This window comes from Kitasatospora sp. NPDC001132, assembly GCF_053598415.1.
In genome coordinates this window covers 46,211-61,083 of sequence record NZ_JBSFKF010000021.1, presented here as the reverse complement: position 1 = coordinate 61,083, position 14,873 = coordinate 46,211, and the positions used below count along the sequence as shown (strand labels likewise).

Here is a 14,873-nt window from a genome sequence, read left to right as displayed (position 1 = left end):
GCCTCAGCCCAGCGCATCCGCCACCTCCGGGGTCACGCCGCCGTGCGCGGCCAGTTCCAGCGCGGCGCGCACCCGCCAGGCGTCCGCGGAGAGGACCGCGACGACCCCCACCACCGGCGGAAGACCGTACTGCGCACCGCGCAGGAGGTCACGGCCCTCCCGGTCGACGACCGTCCACCACCGGGACTCGGCCCGCCACAGGTCGCCGGGGGTCTCGATCCCGTCCAGCGCCCATCGCGCGTCCGCCGGCAGCGCACGGCGAAGCTCCTCGAACGACGCGGCGGCCACGGCCCCGGGACCGAGTAGGCGCGCCGCCTGGCGGACGGCGTTCCCCGGGAGCGGGCGACCGACGACGAATGCCGTGCGCGCCGTCAGGAGAGCGGCCCGGCCCTGGGCCCACCGCCGGGCGTGCGGCACGGCCTCCGCGACCCGGTAGGCGGCCGACATGCGCAGGGCCACCGCCGCTGTCGCCGGGTCCGCGCCCCCGGGGTCGCCCCACGCCGATGCCGCCAGGGCCGCGCGCAGTTCCTCCGGTGTGCGCGCGTGGGCGGCCCGGCGCCAGGCGATGGCCAGCGCGCCGAGCGCGTACGGTCGGCGCGGGGCCGGGCCGGCGAAGGAGCGCAGCAAGTCCTCGATGTTGGCGGTCTCGAAGCCGGCGGCGAGGGCGCGCACGGCCTGTGCCCCGCTACGAGGCAGCCAGCCCGCGAGGACCCTCAGATGCCACAGCAGGGTCGCGGAGACCGCCCGCTGCGCCTCGGCCAAGTCCGGGTCGGGCGGCAGGAAGCGCCGGTACGGCGTCGCTGCGAGCGATCGTACGGCCTCGGTGAGCGTGCCCGCTGCCGCGAGTTCCCCGGCGCCGCGGCGGCCGAGGCAGCGGGACAGCAGCCCCCGGGCCCTGGTCACTCCGCCGACCCAGCCTGCTGCCACCGGTGCCTCCCGGGGCTGTCCGCCGGTTCCAGCGCCAGTGCCGCCGCCCGGTCGACCAGCGCGGGCATCCGCTCGCGGGCCCGGCTGCGGATCCGGTCCGCGGCCTGCTCCGCGTCGGCGATCACTTCGGCCGCCCAGGCCGCCGCCACGCGCCCGGCCGCCGCGGCGGCCTCCGCGCGGACCTGCGGCGCCCGGGCGTGGGCGAGTTCGACGATCCGCTCCGCGTTCCGGACGGCCTCCTTCCGGATGCGTTCGGCCTCCACCGCGGCCCCGGCCCGGATGGCAGCCGCCTCGGCCTGGGCCTGCGCCAGCCCGTCGAGCGGCTGCTCCAGCTCCGCGGCCAGTTCGGCGGCCCGGTCGGCGGGCACGCCGGCCGTGGGTGCACCGGGCGTGCCGGCCGGGCGGAACCGCGCGAGGAAGTCCCGAAACCGCGCCATGCGAGCCCTCCAGCCGATCCAACCCTTTCCTCCAGCATCCGGCCGGTGCGCCGGGCTGTCGCCCCGGATTGGGCCGTCCGCCGAGGAGCTGGGGCCGACCGGCACAAGCGGCGACGGCGCACCGGACCAAGACTCGAAAGCGGGGAGCACCACAGGGAGGTCCACACCATGAGCGAGCACGAGTACTTCTCCGCCGGGACGGAATCCCGCCGATCCGTTCCCGGCAAGGCCTGGAGCCCCGAGGAGCCGCACCGGCAGGACATGCTGCTGCGCTACCTGGGCGCCGTCGCGGGCATCTCCGCGGCCCGGGCCAGGGAACCGGAACCGGCCCCGTCGGAGGCCTCCACCGAGCCGGATGAGCCCGGCCCCGCGCCGGTCCTGCGGGTGCGCGACGTCATGGACGTGCCGGCGGTCGCAGTGCCGGGCGACCTGCCGTTCGCCGAGCTGGCCCGGACGCTGGCCCGCGAGCACGTGGGCGCGGTGCCGGTGGTCGACGCGAAGGACCGCGTCATCGGCGTGGTCTCGGAGTCCGATCTGCTCGCGAAGGCCGCCGTCGAGGCGATGGAACACCCGTCCGGCCCGATCGACCGGCTGCGTGATCGCGGCCTGCAACAGAAGGCCCGGGGCGAGACGGCCGCCACCCTGATGACGGCGCCCGCCACCACCGTCCGGCCCGGCACGACCGTCGCCGAGGCCGCCCTGACCGCCGCCCGTTACCGGCTCAAGCGGATGCCGGTCGCCGACTGGCAGGGGCGGCTCGTGGGTGTCGTCCGGCGGGCCGCGCTGCTGAGCGCACTCGTCCGGGACGACGAGCACATCCGCGAGGAGATCACGTCCCGGATCCTCACCCGCGAGTTCCACCTTCCGCAGGGGGCGGTCGAGGTGACGGTCCGCAACGGTGTCGTCGACCTGGCCGGTCGCCTGGACCGGGAGAGCATTCCCCGGCTCCTGGCGGAGGTCCGGGACATGGACGACGTCACCGACGTGCACGACCATCTCAGCGCGGCCTGAGGCACCGGACGTCCACCTGTGATCCGCCACCGTCACCGCGATGCCCCGGCCCGCGACGTTGTTCGACCGCGAGGCTGAACTGGGACACCCTCGCCGCCTTCGTCACCGATCCGCGGCCCGGGCCCCGCCGCCAGGACAAGACGTTCCTGCACGATCTGGCCCGGGCCACGGACGGCTTCTACTTCTTCGGGGCTCAGGAGGCCACGGAGGCTGAATCGCCACCTCGGCGACCATCTGGCCCGCCACCTCGGCGCTCCCTATCCGGAGCGTCACCGGCTGGAGCGTGCTCGTGAACGGCACCGTGTCGGTCGTCTCCGACGAGGACGCGGTGCGCTGGTTCGGGGAGCACGCCGACCCCGGCCCCTGGGCGGGCGGCCCCGGGACACTTGGATACGCATCCGTCCCACGAGGATCACTGGCCGGATCGTCCGCCCCGACGGCCCCCGATCATGGACTCCGGATACGCCAAGTACGAGTGACGGACCGGACATCGGCCTCCCGTTCCGATGCCCGCACTCGGATCGGATAGGACTCCGTCCGCGTCTCGCGGACCACGATCGCGCGGTGCGCGGCGGCTGCCGCCACTTCTCTCGCCGTTCTCCGCGCCCGTACCGGAGCCAACCGCTCCCGACATGAACGGAATTCACTCGCGGCAGGCTCCCGGCGAAAAGCAGGTGCTCCCCTCCGGCGCGTCAAGAATGTCCTCGACGCGGCAGCGCGGGCTAGCCGCACCGGGCGGCCCGTAGCCGAGACGCAGGACCAGCTGGACGTGCGCGGGGCCTTCGGCGGGGTCGCGCAGGCGCCAGCGGGTGTCGGGGATCTCGACGGCCTGGTGCAGGACGGAGGCGCGCAGGCCGTGGACGGTGGCGAGCAGCCAGACGCGTTCCATCGCCTGTCCGGTGTTCAGCCAGTCGGCCGGACTGTCGAAGCGGGTGGCGAGAGTGGCGAGTTGGGGCAGTGCCTCGAAGCGTTCGGCCGGGGTGCTGTGGCGCGGCGGGTGGCCGGTGAAGCCGCGCATCGGGATGCGGGCGTCGCGGTCGTGCGAGCCGAGGGCGGCAAGCGGGATGCCGTCGTAGGAGGGTTCGAGGCGCAGCCAGTTGCGGGTCTCGGCCTCGCGGGTGACGTCGGCGGCGATGCGGGCCTCGGCCTCGGAGGTCAGCGCCAGCACCCGGCGTACGCCGTACTCCTCCAGCATGCTGAGCGTGACGCCTTCGTCCTGGGCGGCCGTCATGAGATCGGCGACCAGAGCCTCAGGGACGTCCCGGTTGGTGAACGGCTGCCGGCTGGAGTGGCGCTGGGCGATGGCCGGGTAGAGGTCTGCGCCGAAGGGCTGCGGTGTGCGGGCCGGTGCGGAGAGGTCGAGCACGGCGCGTGGCTGCGCGTCCTCACCCGCCGGGAGGAGGCGGACAACGGCCTCGCGGCCGAGGTGGGTGGCGGCCACGCGCAGGTTGAACAGGGCGGCGCCGATCGAGATGTGCAGGGCCCTGCGGTCCGGGTCGGCGGCCGGGACGGTCCGGTTCAGGTCGGCGTGGACCTCCAGGCCGAGCAGGTCCGGCGTGGGACGGAAGCGCCAGGGCTGGCTGTTGTGCAGCGAGGGCGCCGCGCCGCCGGCTTCGGCCAGCAGGTACAGGTCCGCGGTGGTGAGGGCGGTTTCGGTGGTCATGGTGGTTCACTCCCAGCTTCCGGCGGGGAGCGCCGGTGATTCGAGCATCCGCCTGACCGGTGGCATCGGGCGAGGGCCCAACGGCCCTGGCCTCCACGACCGAGCGGCACCGAGCGCCGAGATTGTGCTCACCGGACGGCCGGAGCCAGCAGCTCGATGTGGCCGTTGCGAAGGTGGTTGCGGTGGCCGTCGGTGAACTCCAGCCGGAGGCTTTGGTCCGCCGGGGTGTCCACAACCACGGCGCTCTCGATCATGCCGTAGGAGGATTCGCGGTAGACGCACACGCGGTCGCCGGTGTGGAACTCCACGGTCTCCGAGACGATCACCGCACTCACCTTCCCTCTCTCCTGTTCCGATACCTCCACGGTGACGTATGCGTGCGGCGGCACCGAGAGGCTCAGAGCCCTCGTCGACGGATCTCCCCCGCCCTCGTTCACCAGGGCATCCGGCCGGGCCGGTCCCGGCCGACGGGCCCCCTCGGTCTCGCCGATAGGGCCCACCAGTGAGCCGAACGGCCCCGTCGCCTCGCGCCCGGCGGCGGTCCCCTGGAAGGCGGAGGCCCGGTTCCCCGTGCCGGACCCTGCACCCCCCGGAGGCATGGCCGTGCTGACCGACGACTCCCGCACCACCACCCGGGCAGCTGATGCGCACCACCTGCGGACGAACCATCGCGGTGTCCCGCTTCACCCCGGAAGTCCTGTCGGACACCGGCCGCGTCGTCCTCGACGCGAACCTCGAACCGTACGACAGTGGGCGTCCGGTCGCGCAACCCTGGCCGTCGACCGCCGCGCCGACCCCGGTCGAGCTGTGCGCCTCGCCCCTGGTACTCACCGTGGCCGACGCCGCTTCGTCCACTTGGTCGCCTTGCTCGTCCGACTCAGCGGGTCGCGGCGCGGCGGCGCAGCAGCCAGCGGCGCAGTTCGTCGGCGCCCCACACGATCAGCGGGTACGGCAGGAGCAGGACCAAGTCGCGGGCGGGCGGGACGGCGGTCCCGAGCAGGGACTGCAGCGGCGGGGCGTAGACGCTGAAAACCAGGTCCGGAGCGTCCAGGCGGTGCGCCGTGAGGTCCGTCAGCTCCGCCGAGCGCAGCACCGGGACCGACTCGCCGGTGAGCGTGGACATGTCCACATCGACGGCGCCGGACAGCAGCCGGATGTCGGCGGCGACACGGTCTCCCTCTGCCAGCACGACGATGTCGCCCGGGACGAGCCCGACGGCATCGATGAGCGCCGGCTCGCCGTCACGCAGCACTGTGGCGTGCTGCGGCAGGTACTGTGCCAACGCCTCGACCGCTCGCTCGGCCTGCATCTCCTGGACGAAGGCGAACAGCGCGTTGAGCAGGATCACCAGCAGCACCGCGACGGCTACCGTGCGGCTTCCCACCGCGAACGACAGCGCGGCCGCGACCCACAGCAGCAGGGCGAGCGGATGCGTCACCTGCCGCGCCAGCTCCCGAGGCCAATGACGTCCGCCGCGCCGCCGCAGCTCGTTCGGCCCGTACTGGACGAGCCTCCGCGCCGCCTCCCGCGACGACAGCCCCTGGCGTGCGGCGTGCAGATGTCGCAGCAGCAGGTCTGCAGGCTCCTCCGGTAGCGGCAGCGTGAAGGACTGGATCTGCGCCGCCGGCTCGCTCCTCTCGGACATTCCACTCACCCCGTTGTGATCTCCGGACCAACGCTAGGCATGCGCGGAGCCCCCCACCTGGGCTGAGACCCGAAAGGGCCCCCCTGGGACGGGGCTGGAGGAGAAGCAGGACGCGTACCCCAGGGCATCGAGCGCGACAGCACCGCTGCCGAGCTTCGCCTTCCGGGCCTGTCGTGCACGGCTCGAACCCGTGGAACTGCCCGGTGCAGATCTGTCCGGCGAGGAACTCACTGTCCGCGTTTTTCCTCAGCAGGCTGACGAGTTCGTCTGCGCGGTCTGCTTCACGGTTCACCACCGCAGTCAGCTCGCCGGTCAGACTGCCGACGGCCGGCCCGTCTGCCGTGACTGTCGGGACTGGCCTGCTGGTCGTCCGTGCCTCACCGCCGCGGAGGTATTTTTCGTGGCCGTCTTGGCCATGGCCATATGATCCGAGGACGCCGCGTCTGGGATAGCGGGTAGGCCAGTAGGCCAGCTCAACCAACTCGGCGATCAAGCGGCCCTCCAACCCGTCGGACGTGACCGAGATCCACGCCCACCTCAGTGCGTAGTGGAGGTCCGGTCAGGTCCGTTCGACCAGCAGGGCCGCGCTCTTGGCGAGAGTGCCGAGTCGCGGGTAGTCATCCTCGTCGATCCGACAGCCGGCGCGTTCGGACAACCGCTCCACCAGGGTGAGGAAATCGAGCGAGTCGAGTTCGAGGGCCGCTCGGTAGTCGGCGTCCGGGCCGATCCCGGTGAAGTCGGCGTCCGGAACGATTTGGGTGAGCACCTCCTGCACGAGGGCGAGGGCCTGGTCGTGATTCACAGTTCCTCCGGTGTCTGCAGCAGCCGGTCCAGTGCTGCCAGGTAGCGGGCGCCCGTGGCGCCGTCGCTGGCCCGGTGGTCGGCCGACAGGGTCGCCGTGACCACCGGCCGCACGCCGATCATGCCCTCGGCGGCCCAGGGACGCTCGACCACCTTGCCGAGGCCGACGAGAGCAACCTGCGGCGGGTAGATGACGCCGAACACCGCCTCGACCCCCTGGTCGCCGAGGCTGGTGACGGTGATGGTGGGGTCCGTGGTCTCGGAGGCGCGCAGCCGTCCGGCACGTGCCCGGGCCACCAGGTCACGTAGAGCGGCCATGAGGTCGAGCACCGTGAGGTCGGCGGCGTCGTGGATGGCGGGCGCGATCAGTCCGCCGCCACGCAGAGCGACGGCAACGCCCAGGTGGACGGCGGGCGCGGGGGTGAAGCCGTCGGCGGTCCAGAAGCCGTTGAGCTGCGGCACCTCGCGGGCGGCGAGCGCGGACGCCTTGAGCAGCAGTGCGGCGGGTACCAGCCGTTCGGGGACGGGGAGTTGACGGTTGCGCTCGCGGAGCCACCCGATTGCGGCAGTGAGATCGACGGTGGTGGACAGGTAGTAGTGGGGGATCTCCCGCTTGGAGCGGGCCATGAGATCCCCGACCGCGCGGCGCATCGCCTCCGGCCGGCTGGTCGGCACCTCGCGAGCGCGCTCCGTAGGCGGGGCCGCTGCGGGCCGGGTCCTGCGGGCCGCCCGGATGTCGGCGGCCCGGACCGCGCCCCCTGTGCCGGTGCCCCGCACCTGGCCGAGGTCGATCCCCGACTCGGCCGCGAGGCGCCGGGCCATCGGCGTGGCGCGTACCCGGGTCGTTGCCCCGGGGGCGGCTTGTGGCCGCCCGCCCGGCCCTGTGACGGTGGGGGCGGTGCGCGCAGGCTCCGGCCGGGTGGGCCCGGCGGCGCTCGTCACGTCGGCACGGGTGATCCTTCCTCCGGGACCGGTGCCGTGCACGGTGGCCAGGTCCACTCCGCTCGCCTCGGCGATGTGCCGGACCAGCGGGGTGACGGGAGGTGCCGCCACCCGGCCGACGGGCTCGGCCTTGGGTGCGGCGCGCGGAGCCGCCTTCGGCGCGGGCCGGGGCTCGGGCTCGCCTGACGCGATGGCGGCGAGTGGCGCCCCCACGGGGACGGTCGTCCCGGGTTCGACGAGGAGGCGCTCGACGGTGCCGGTCTGGAAGCACTCGACCTCGATCGCTGCCTTGGCGGTGTCCACGACGGCCACGATGTCGCCCCGGGTCACCTTGTCCCCGGGGTGGACGAGCCACTGGACGAGGGTTCCCTCGGTCATGTCGGCACCGAGCGCGGGCATCGTGAACTCGGCCATCTCAACCGACCGCCCGCCTGGCCGCCGCCACGATGCCGTCGACCTGCGGAAGGGCAGCCTCCTCCAGCTGCCGGGCGTAGGGTACCGGCACCTCGGCCCCGCACACCCGCTCCACCGGCGCGTCCAGATCGTAGAACCCCTGCTCGGTGATCCGCGCAGCCACCTCGGCCGACAGGCCGCCGGTGCGCCAGCCTTCATCGACCAGCACCGCCCGGTGGGTCCGGCGGACGGAGCCTAGGACCGTCGCGTCGTCCAGCGGCCGGAGCGTGCGCAGGTCGACCACCTCGGCGTCGATGCCGTCGGTGGCCAGCCGATCGGCGGCCTCCAGGCACTTGCCGAGCGAGCCGCCGTAGGTGACGAGACTGACGTCGGTGCCACGACGCCGCACGGCCGCGCTGTCCAGGTCCACCGGCCCGGCTCCGGGTGGCAGCGTGCCGGAGGTGTTGTAGAGCGAGCCGTGCTCGAAGATCACCACCGGGTCCGGGTCGGCCAGGGCGGGCGCCAGCATGTGCCGGGCGTCCGCGAGGGTGGCGGGGGCCAGCACCCGGATGCCCGGGATGTGGGCGTACCAGCCTTCGAGGCTGTGCGAGTGCTGGGCGGCCAGCTGACGGCTGGCCCCCGTGGTCATCCGGATCACCAGGGGCACCCCGATCTGCCCGCCGGACATGTGCAGCAGCGTTGCGCCGTTGTTCAGGATCTGGTCCAGGGCCAGCAGGCTGAAGTTGACGGTCATCACCTCGACGATCGGCCGCAGCCCGGCGACGGCGGCGCCGATACCGGCGCCGACGAAGGCCGACTCGGACAGCGGTGTGTCGCGGACCCGCTCCGGCCCGAACTCGTCGAGCAGCCCGAGGCTGACCCCGAAGGCTCCGCCGTACCGGCCGACGTCCTCGCCCATCAGGAACACCCGTTCGTCGGTCGTCAGCGCCTCGCGCATGGCCTCCCGGAGCGCCTCGCGGTAGGTGATCGGCCCGGGTGCGGCCTTCGCCCGGGTCACGACGGTTCCCCGGTCGGGGTGCGGACGAAGCGCAGCAGGTCCTCGACGGGTTCGAGCCCGCCCTGCCGGGCCTGTTCGACCGCCTGGTCCAGTTCCTCGGCGACCTCCTTCTCGACCAGCTGCAGCCCGTCCTCCTGGAGGACGCCGTCGGCGCGCAACCGGTCGGTGAGCAGGGTGATCGGGTCGCGCTCCTTCCAGCGTTCGATCTCGGCCTTGTCCCGGTAGAGGTCCGGGTCGTACATCGAGTGCGCCCGGAAGCGGTAGGTGCGCAGCTCCAGGAAGTACGGGCCGCCGCCCTCGCGCACGGCCTGCGCGGCGCGGCGGGCGGCGTGCTCGACGGCGAGGACGTCCATGCCGTCCACGGCCCAGGCGACCAGGCCGTAGGAGGCCGCGCGGGCCGCCAGGTCGATCTGGGCGTGCTCGCGGCCCAGCGGGGTGCCCATGGCGTAGAGGTTGTTCTCGCAGATCAGCAGCAGGGGGAGGTCCCACAGGGCGGCGAGGTTGGCGGTCTCGTGGAACTCGCCCTCCGCGAAGGCACCGTCGCCGAAGAAACAGCAGGCCAGGCGGGGTTTGCCGCGCATCCGGTCGGCCAGGGCCAGCCCGGCCGCCACCGGCAGGCCGCCGGCGACGATGCCGTGGCCGCCGTAGAAGCGCCGGTCCGCGTCGAACAGGTGCATGGAGCCGCCCCGGCCCCGGCTGCACCCGGTGACCCGCCCGAGCATCTCGGCGAACACCGACTCCGCCGGAAGGCCGCGGGCCAGTGCGTGGCCGTGCTCGCGGTAGGTGGTGACGACGGCGTCCTCGGGGGTGAGCGCCTGGTGCACGCCGACCGAGACGGCCTCCTCCCCGATGCACAGGTGGACGAAGCCGCGGATCTCGCCGGCGCTGTAGAGCTCCACGCAGCGCTCCTCGAAGCGCCGGATGCGCAGCATCCCGCGCAGCAGGCCGAGGCGGTGCTCCGTGTCGGCGGCGACGGCCCGCGCCCGGCTCCGGCGGGGGTTCGCGGCGGTCCGGCGCGTCATGAGGACTCCTCCAGGGTCGACAGGTCGCCCTCGGGCAGGCCCAGTTCGCGGGCGCGCAGCAGCCTCCGCATGACCTTGCCGCTGCGGGTCTTCGGCAGGTGCTGGTCGAAAGCGAGTTCCCGGGGAGCGATGGCCGCGCCGAGCCGACGCCGGGCGAAGGCGGTGATGTCCCGAGCCAGACCGGGATCCGGATCGTGACCGGGCTTGAGGGAGACGAAGGCCTTGACGATCTCGCCGGCGACCGGGTCCGGCCGGCCGATCACCCCGGCCTCTGCCACTGCCGGATGCTCCATCAGGATGCTCTCGACCTCGAACGGACCGATCAGGTGCCCGGCCGACTTGATCACGTCGTCCGCCCGCCCGACGAACCAGAAGAACCCGTCCGCGTCGCGCCGGGCCACGTCCCCGGTGAGATACCAGCCGTCGGCGAAGCAAGCACGGTAGCGTTCCTCCGCCCCGAGGTAGCCGCGGAACATCGACGGCCATCCCGGCCGCAGCGCCAACTCGCCTTCTGTCCCCGGCTGTTCCAGAACGTTGACGTGGCCGTCGGTCACCTTCGCACGCCCGTCCGGCCCCCGCTCCAGCACATCAGCCACCACGCCGGGCAGCGGCCGACCCATCGAGCCGGGCCTGATCTCGGTGCCGGCGGTGTTGGCGATCATGATGCACCCGGTCTCGGTCTGCCACCAGTTGTCGTGGATCGGCAGGCCCAGGATCTCCTCTCCCCAGCGCACGGCCTCCGGGTTGAGCGGCTCGCCCACGCTGGCGATGAACCGCAGCGCCGACAGGTCGAAGGAGCGCGGCAGCTTTGGCGGGCTGCCGCGGGGGCTGACCCGCATCAGCATCCGGATCGCGGTGGGCGCGGTGTACCAGACGTTCACCCGTTGCTCGGCGAGGATGCCGTACCAGCGCCGCGCCTCGTAGTCGCCCGCGTCGACGACCATGGTCGCGCCGTGGGTGAGCGGCGCGATGATCCCGTAGGAGGTGCCGGTCACCCAGCCGGGGTCGGCGGTGCACCAGAACACGTCGTCCGGGTGGAGGTCCAGGGCGAGCGCGGCGGTCGCGTGGTGGGCGACTACCGCCTCGTGGACGTGGACCGCTCCCTTGGGGGTGCCGGTGGTGCCGCTGGTGAAGTGCAGCAGCGCCATGCACCCGGGGTCGGTGTCCGGGATCGCGAACTCCTCCGAGACCTCGGCCATCAGGGCTTCGAAGGACCTGGTGCCGGGCAGCGGCTCCGACACCGGGCCCACGATCAGGACGTGCTCCAGATGCGGCAGGTGCTCCCGCCGAGCTGCCACCTTGCGCCGGTAGAGATCTTCCGTGGTGACCAGGACCCGGACGTCGCCCAGCCGCAGCCGTTCCTCGACGGGGGCGGGACCGAAGGCGGGGAACAGCGGGCAGAACACCGAAGTGTTCTTCAGGGTGCCGAGTACCGACGCGTAGAGCTCGGGACACCGTCCGAGCAGGGAGGCGACCCGCTCGCCCCGGCCGACCCCGAGCGCCCCAAGGCCGTTGGCGAAACGGTTGCTGCGCAGGGCGAGCTCGGCGTACGTCACCGGGGTGGCCGTGCGGTCGGCGGCGACGCAGCGCAGCGCGACGTGTTCACCCCGTCCGGCCGCCACGTGCCGGTCCACGGCCTCGTGGGCGATATTCAGCCCCCTGTGCCCGGGCAGCCCGTCGAGCAGGCCGCGGGCCCTCTGCCAGACGGCACCGGGCCCGACCGGGGCCCCGTCGTCGGGGAAGGGTGTGTCTGCCGGCGTGTGGGGCTCCACGGAGACTCCCTCCGGATCGCGGCCCGCCGTTCGCGGCCCGCCTTCTCCATCCTGCGACGGACCTCGGAGCTCCGCGAGGAGGAGCGGCCCCGGCGCTCCAGGGCCGAGGTGCGGATGCCGCATGTCCGGCCGATGCTGCCAAGGAGACGGTGCGTGCATCGGTCGAGCCGCACGGGCCCCTCGCATCGATGCTCACCTCGGCCGCGATCGGAAGGGCGAGCGATGAGTGACAGTCGGAACAGGGAGAAGATCGTCGTCGGGGTGGACGGCTCCGAGCAGTCCAGGCGGGCACTGCGCTGGGCGGTGCGACAGGCCGAACTGGCCGGCGCCGCAGTGGAGGCGGTCATCGGCTGGGAACCACCGTTCTCCGGGTGGGGCGGCAACGTTCCGGTCCCCGGGGAGAAGGCCTTCGGGGACATCGCGCGGAAGATCCTGACGGAGAGCATCGAGAAGGCGGTGGGCCCTGAGCCTTCGGTGGAGATCGCCGCACGGGTGGAGGAGGGCACAGCCGCCCAGGCGCTGTTGAAGGCCGCGGGCGATGACGACGTGGCGCTGCTGGTGGTGGGCAGCCGTGGGCTCGGCGGCTTCACCGGTGCCCTGCTGGGCTCTGTCGGCCAGCACTGCGCCCAGCATGCTCCATGCCCCGTCGTGATCGTGCGCGGCCGCTGACGGCCCGGAACAGGCGGTGATGCCGAGCGATCGGGTGACCGGCGGCTGCCAGGTCGCGGACGTCTCGCGCTGCCAGGCCCCTGCCCCGCTCACTCCGCGACCAGCACGGCGACCCCGGCACCCGGTCGGCCGCGGGATCAGCACGTGCCGCGTCAACCTGCCCCAGCGGGTAGCGGCACACGTGCACCGCCGGGCGGGTTCGGGCCGCCTCCGTCAGGTAGGCGCGGCCGTCGGCCCGGGTGTTGGCGGTGACGCTGCGCAGTGTGCGTTCCTGAAACAGGTGCTGCTGGTAGTCCAGCGCCGGGATGTGGCTGAGGTGGTTGCCGGCCACCGCGAGGGTGCCGCCGCGGTCCAGTGCCGCCAGGGCGACCGGGACCCTGCTCGCGCAGGTGCAGGGGACACCCTCAAGTCCGCTCCGGCCGAGGACAGTGCACCCAAGGGGACTGGGTCGGCGTCTCCGCCCGCACCGCCGCGTTCGTCGCCGCCACGGGCACTCCCGCCGACACCGCGCCGCCGGCCTCCGTCCTCGACCTGGCCAAGCCGGAGTGGAAGGGCCGCCTGGGCATCGCGCCGAGCGAGACCAACTCGCGCCTCGTTCGCGGTCTGTCTCCGCGAACCGCAGACCGCCCTCTCCCAGGCTCGTCCTGCGCACCATCGCGGGGCAACTCGTTCCTGGCGTCAACCCGGGCGACTGCCACGGTGGCCGCATTTCACACCGCGCACCCGATCCGGGCAAACGGCTCGGGATGGCGAGACTCCGCGTCGAGTACAACCCTGGAAGGGACGGCACCCGTTTGCGAAGGCGACTGGACTGTCAGGCACGACCCCGGGGCGGATCAGGGCATTTCGACACCATCCCATGACGATCGGTCATGAGCGAGTCGCGCACCGTGGGCCCAGAACCCGTACCACGAAGGAGGCAACGGTCATGAGCACGGCACGGGACATCATGCACGCCGGAGCGACCTGCGTACAGGAGAGCGAAACGCTCGATGTGGCGGCGCGGCGGATGCGCGAACTGGACGTGGGCGCTCTGCCGATCTGCGGCGAGGACGACCGGCTCCACGGGATCATCACCGACCGCGACATCGTGGTGAAGTGCCTCGCCGAGGGCAAGGACCCGAAGACCATGACGGCAGGCCGGCTCGCGCAGGGCAAGCCGATCACGGTGGACGCCGATGCTGACCAGGCCAAGGTCCTGCACCTCATGGAGGAGCACCGGATCCGGCGCCTGCCGGTCATCGACGACCACCGGCTGGTCGGCATGATCAGCGAGGCCGACATCGCGCGGCATCTCAGCCGACAGGAGGTCGGTGAGCTCGTCGAGGCCGTCTGCGTCCCCGCCTGATCACGCAACCGATCCAACGCCAGTACAAGGCGCAACCGGACGGGACACGACGAGCCATGCCGCCCCGTCCCTCTGAGCAGCTGGTCATCGCGGGGCGGTGCAGCAGTGCTTGTGACGGGAGATATGACGACCATGACTGGCACCGGGCTCACCGACTTCGACCATGCCGTCCGGACCGCGAACACCTGGCTCATCGATGTCGCCAAGGCCACCGGGAAGTGCGGAGGACCGCCACCGCCCCTACCGGCTGCTTCGAGCCTGGGTGCACACGCTGCGCGACCGGCTCCCGATCGACGTCGTGACCCTCTCGGCGCACAGCTGCCCACGCCGATCCGCAGCATCTACTACGCGGGCTGGAACCGCACGCGGGCCCGAGCCGTCACCGGTGCCCTGCTCCAGCACGTACCTCCCGAACGGTTGGAGCACGTGTTCAACGCGCTCCCGCACGGCCTTCACTCACTGATCAACCCGGCGGTGCAGGAGAGCGGGCGGCAGGAACCGGAAAGAGGCGTCGTGAGCCGGTACCGAGCGGGTCGTGGTGAAGCTCAGCGGTGAAGCGTTCGCCGGCGCGGCCGGCTGGGACACCGATCCGACCAGTCTCGCACGCGTGACGGAGGAGATCCTCTCGGCGCACGAGCTGGGCGTGTGCAGATCGCCGTCGTGGTCGGCGGCGGGAACTACTTCCGTGGCCGGGCCGCGGCGGCGTGGGGCATCAGCCGGGCTGAGGCCGACACCATCGGCATGCTCGGCACCGCATGAACCGACTGGAGGCGGACGCCCTGCTGCTCGCCAAGCACGGCGTGGACGGCGTCTACGACCACAACCCGCGCACCCACCCCGGCGCCGTCCGGTACACCAACCTCAGTCACCGGCAGGCACCCGTCCAGGACGTGCAGGTGATGGACACCACCGCCCTCGTCCTCGTCGCCGAACACCACCTGACCATGCACGTCTTCGACGCCGCCACCGACGCCATGCGCGCGATCTGCCAAGACCAGGACATCGGCACCCGCATCCGCGACTACGCCGACCGCCGACCGCCGACCGCCGACCGCCGACCGCCGACCGCCGACCGCCGACCGGTCGAACCCTGACTGGGCCGCCGCCGCCCGTGATCACCGGCTCCATCTCGGCCGACAGGGCCAAGCCGGCCCCCGCCAGGGGCCCGAACGGCCCTGTGCCACCCCGCGTGGCAGGCGGGAGATTGAAGGTTGTGACGGGCCTC

Annotated in this window: 14 protein-coding genes and 1 pseudogene; 5 read left to right on the top strand and 10 right to left on the bottom strand. The window is 72.8% G+C overall.

Annotated elements, in window-relative coordinates; genetic code table 11:
* Nucleotides 1-3: 3 nt before the first annotated feature.
* Together ACWDBE_RS25340 and ACWDBE_RS25335 are read right to left on the bottom strand one after the other, a co-directional pair.
* A complete protein-coding gene (locus tag ACWDBE_RS25340; RefSeq protein WP_449809156.1) occupies nucleotides 4-927 on the bottom strand; it encodes a V-type ATPase subunit in 924 nt (307 codons plus the stop codon).
* A complete protein-coding gene (locus ACWDBE_RS25335; RefSeq protein WP_449809155.1) occupies nucleotides 900-1,364 on the bottom strand; it encodes a hypothetical protein in 465 nt (154 codons plus the stop codon). Before ACWDBE_RS25335 ends, ACWDBE_RS25340 begins: the two co-directional genes overlap by 28 nt.
* A 168-nt stretch (nucleotides 1,365-1,532) precedes the next feature.
* Here ACWDBE_RS25335 and ACWDBE_RS25330 point away from each other — a divergent pair, with 168 nt between their 5' ends.
* Nucleotides 1,533-2,375: a CBS domain-containing protein gene (locus ACWDBE_RS25330; RefSeq protein WP_449809154.1), complete on the top strand. Its 843-nt coding sequence runs from the start codon at nucleotides 1,533-1,535 to the stop codon at nucleotides 2,373-2,375.
* Between the two features lie 643 nt (nucleotides 2,376-3,018).
* On the opposite strand, the gene ACWDBE_RS25325 is transcribed toward ACWDBE_RS25330, so the two are convergent.
* From ACWDBE_RS25325 to ACWDBE_RS25315, 3 genes are all read right to left on the bottom strand, one after another.
* The gene (locus tag ACWDBE_RS25325; protein ID WP_449809153.1) at nucleotides 3,019-4,038 is read right to left on the bottom strand and encodes an Acg family FMN-binding oxidoreductase; all 1,020 of its coding nucleotides are present in this window, start codon (nucleotides 4,036-4,038) and stop codon (nucleotides 3,019-3,021) included.
* 128 nt (nucleotides 4,039-4,166) lie between these two features.
* Nucleotides 4,167-4,373, bottom strand: coding sequence for a hypothetical protein (locus tag ACWDBE_RS25320; protein ID WP_449809152.1), 207 nt, complete (start codon nucleotides 4,371-4,373; stop codon nucleotides 4,167-4,169).
* Between the two features lie 542 nt (nucleotides 4,374-4,915).
* Nucleotides 4,916-5,683, bottom strand: coding sequence for an HAD-IC family P-type ATPase (locus ACWDBE_RS25315; RefSeq protein WP_449809151.1), 768 nt, complete (start codon nucleotides 5,681-5,683; stop codon nucleotides 4,916-4,918).
* Between the two features lie 184 nt (nucleotides 5,684-5,867).
* Between ACWDBE_RS25315 and ACWDBE_RS25310 the strand changes: the two are divergent.
* Nucleotides 5,868-6,032 (top strand): annotated as a pseudogene (locus tag ACWDBE_RS25310) (DUF4193 family protein); the annotation flags it as partial.
* Between the two features lie 210 nt (nucleotides 6,033-6,242).
* Here the strand turns inward: ACWDBE_RS25310 and ACWDBE_RS25305 are convergent.
* The 5 genes from ACWDBE_RS25305 to acsA are packed head-to-tail and all read right to left on the bottom strand — an operon-like array spanning nucleotide 6,243 to nucleotide 11,631.
* Nucleotides 6,243-6,485, bottom strand: a complete 243-nt coding sequence (locus tag ACWDBE_RS25305) for an acyl carrier protein (protein WP_449809150.1) — start codon at nucleotides 6,483-6,485, stop codon at nucleotides 6,243-6,245.
* Nucleotides 6,482-7,840, bottom strand: coding sequence for a 2-oxo acid dehydrogenase subunit E2 (locus ACWDBE_RS25300; RefSeq protein WP_449809149.1), 1,359 nt, complete (start codon nucleotides 7,838-7,840; stop codon nucleotides 6,482-6,484). The genes ACWDBE_RS25305 and ACWDBE_RS25300 overlap by 4 nt, the downstream gene beginning before the upstream one ends.
* A 1-nt stretch (nucleotide 7,841) precedes the next feature.
* A complete protein-coding gene (locus tag ACWDBE_RS25295; RefSeq protein WP_449809148.1) occupies nucleotides 7,842-8,837 on the bottom strand; it encodes an alpha-ketoacid dehydrogenase subunit beta in 996 nt (331 codons plus the stop codon).
* Nucleotides 8,834-9,859 carry a pyruvate dehydrogenase (acetyl-transferring) E1 component subunit alpha gene (gene pdhA, locus ACWDBE_RS25290; protein ID WP_449809147.1) on the bottom strand — a complete coding sequence of 342 codons (1,026 nt, stop codon included), beginning with the start codon at nucleotides 9,857-9,859 and terminating at the stop codon, nucleotides 8,834-8,836. Before pdhA ends, ACWDBE_RS25295 begins: the two co-directional genes overlap by 4 nt.
* Nucleotides 9,856-11,631, bottom strand: coding sequence for an acetate--CoA ligase (gene acsA / locus ACWDBE_RS25285; RefSeq protein WP_449809146.1), 1,776 nt, complete (start codon nucleotides 11,629-11,631; stop codon nucleotides 9,856-9,858). Before acsA ends, pdhA begins: the two co-directional genes overlap by 4 nt.
* 222 nt (nucleotides 11,632-11,853) lie before the next feature.
* Here acsA and ACWDBE_RS25280 point away from each other — a divergent pair, with 222 nt between their 5' ends.
* The 3 genes from ACWDBE_RS25280 to ACWDBE_RS25270 all read left to right on the top strand — a co-directional run bounded on the left by ACWDBE_RS25280 (nucleotide 11,854) and on the right by ACWDBE_RS25270 (nucleotide 14,742).
* Nucleotides 11,854-12,300, top strand: coding sequence for a universal stress protein (locus ACWDBE_RS25280; protein ID WP_449809145.1), 447 nt, complete (start codon nucleotides 11,854-11,856; stop codon nucleotides 12,298-12,300).
* Between the two features lie 928 nt (nucleotides 12,301-13,228).
* Nucleotides 13,229-13,648, top strand: coding sequence for a CBS domain-containing protein (locus tag ACWDBE_RS25275; protein WP_449809144.1), 420 nt, complete (start codon nucleotides 13,229-13,231; stop codon nucleotides 13,646-13,648).
* 755 nt (nucleotides 13,649-14,403) lie between these two features.
* Nucleotides 14,404-14,742 (top strand): amino acid kinase family protein, encoded by a 339-nt coding sequence (locus ACWDBE_RS25270; RefSeq protein ID WP_449809143.1) that lies wholly within the window; start codon nucleotides 14,404-14,406, stop codon nucleotides 14,740-14,742.
* Nucleotides 14,743-14,873: the final 131 nt, after the last annotated feature.

Coding starts and splice junctions, on each gene's coding strand:
- ACWDBE_RS25335 (WP_449809155.1), bottom strand. CDS start 1,364: ATGGCGCGGTTTCGGGACTTCCTCGCGCGGTTCCGCCCGGCCGGCACG.
- ACWDBE_RS25330 (WP_449809154.1), top strand. CDS start 1,533: ATGAGCGAGCACGAGTACTTCTCCGCCGGGACGGAATCCCGCCGATCC.
- ACWDBE_RS25325 (WP_449809153.1), bottom strand. CDS start 4,038: ATGACCACCGAAACCGCCCTCACCACCGCGGACCTGTACCTGCTGGCC.
- ACWDBE_RS25315 (WP_449809151.1), bottom strand. CDS start 5,683: ATGTCCGAGAGGAGCGAGCCGGCGGCGCAGATCCAGTCCTTCACGCTG.
- ACWDBE_RS25300 (WP_449809149.1), bottom strand. CDS start 7,840: ATGGCCGAGTTCACGATGCCCGCGCTCGGTGCCGACATGACCGAGGGA.
- pdhA (WP_449809147.1), bottom strand. CDS start 9,859: ATGACGCGCCGGACCGCCGCGAACCCCCGCCGGAGCCGGGCGCGGGCC.
- ACWDBE_RS25280 (WP_449809145.1), top strand. CDS start 11,854: ATGAGTGACAGTCGGAACAGGGAGAAGATCGTCGTCGGGGTGGACGGC.
- ACWDBE_RS25275 (WP_449809144.1), top strand. CDS start 13,229: ATGAGCACGGCACGGGACATCATGCACGCCGGAGCGACCTGCGTACAG.
- ACWDBE_RS25270 (WP_449809143.1), top strand. CDS start 14,404: ATGAACCGACTGGAGGCGGACGCCCTGCTGCTCGCCAAGCACGGCGTG.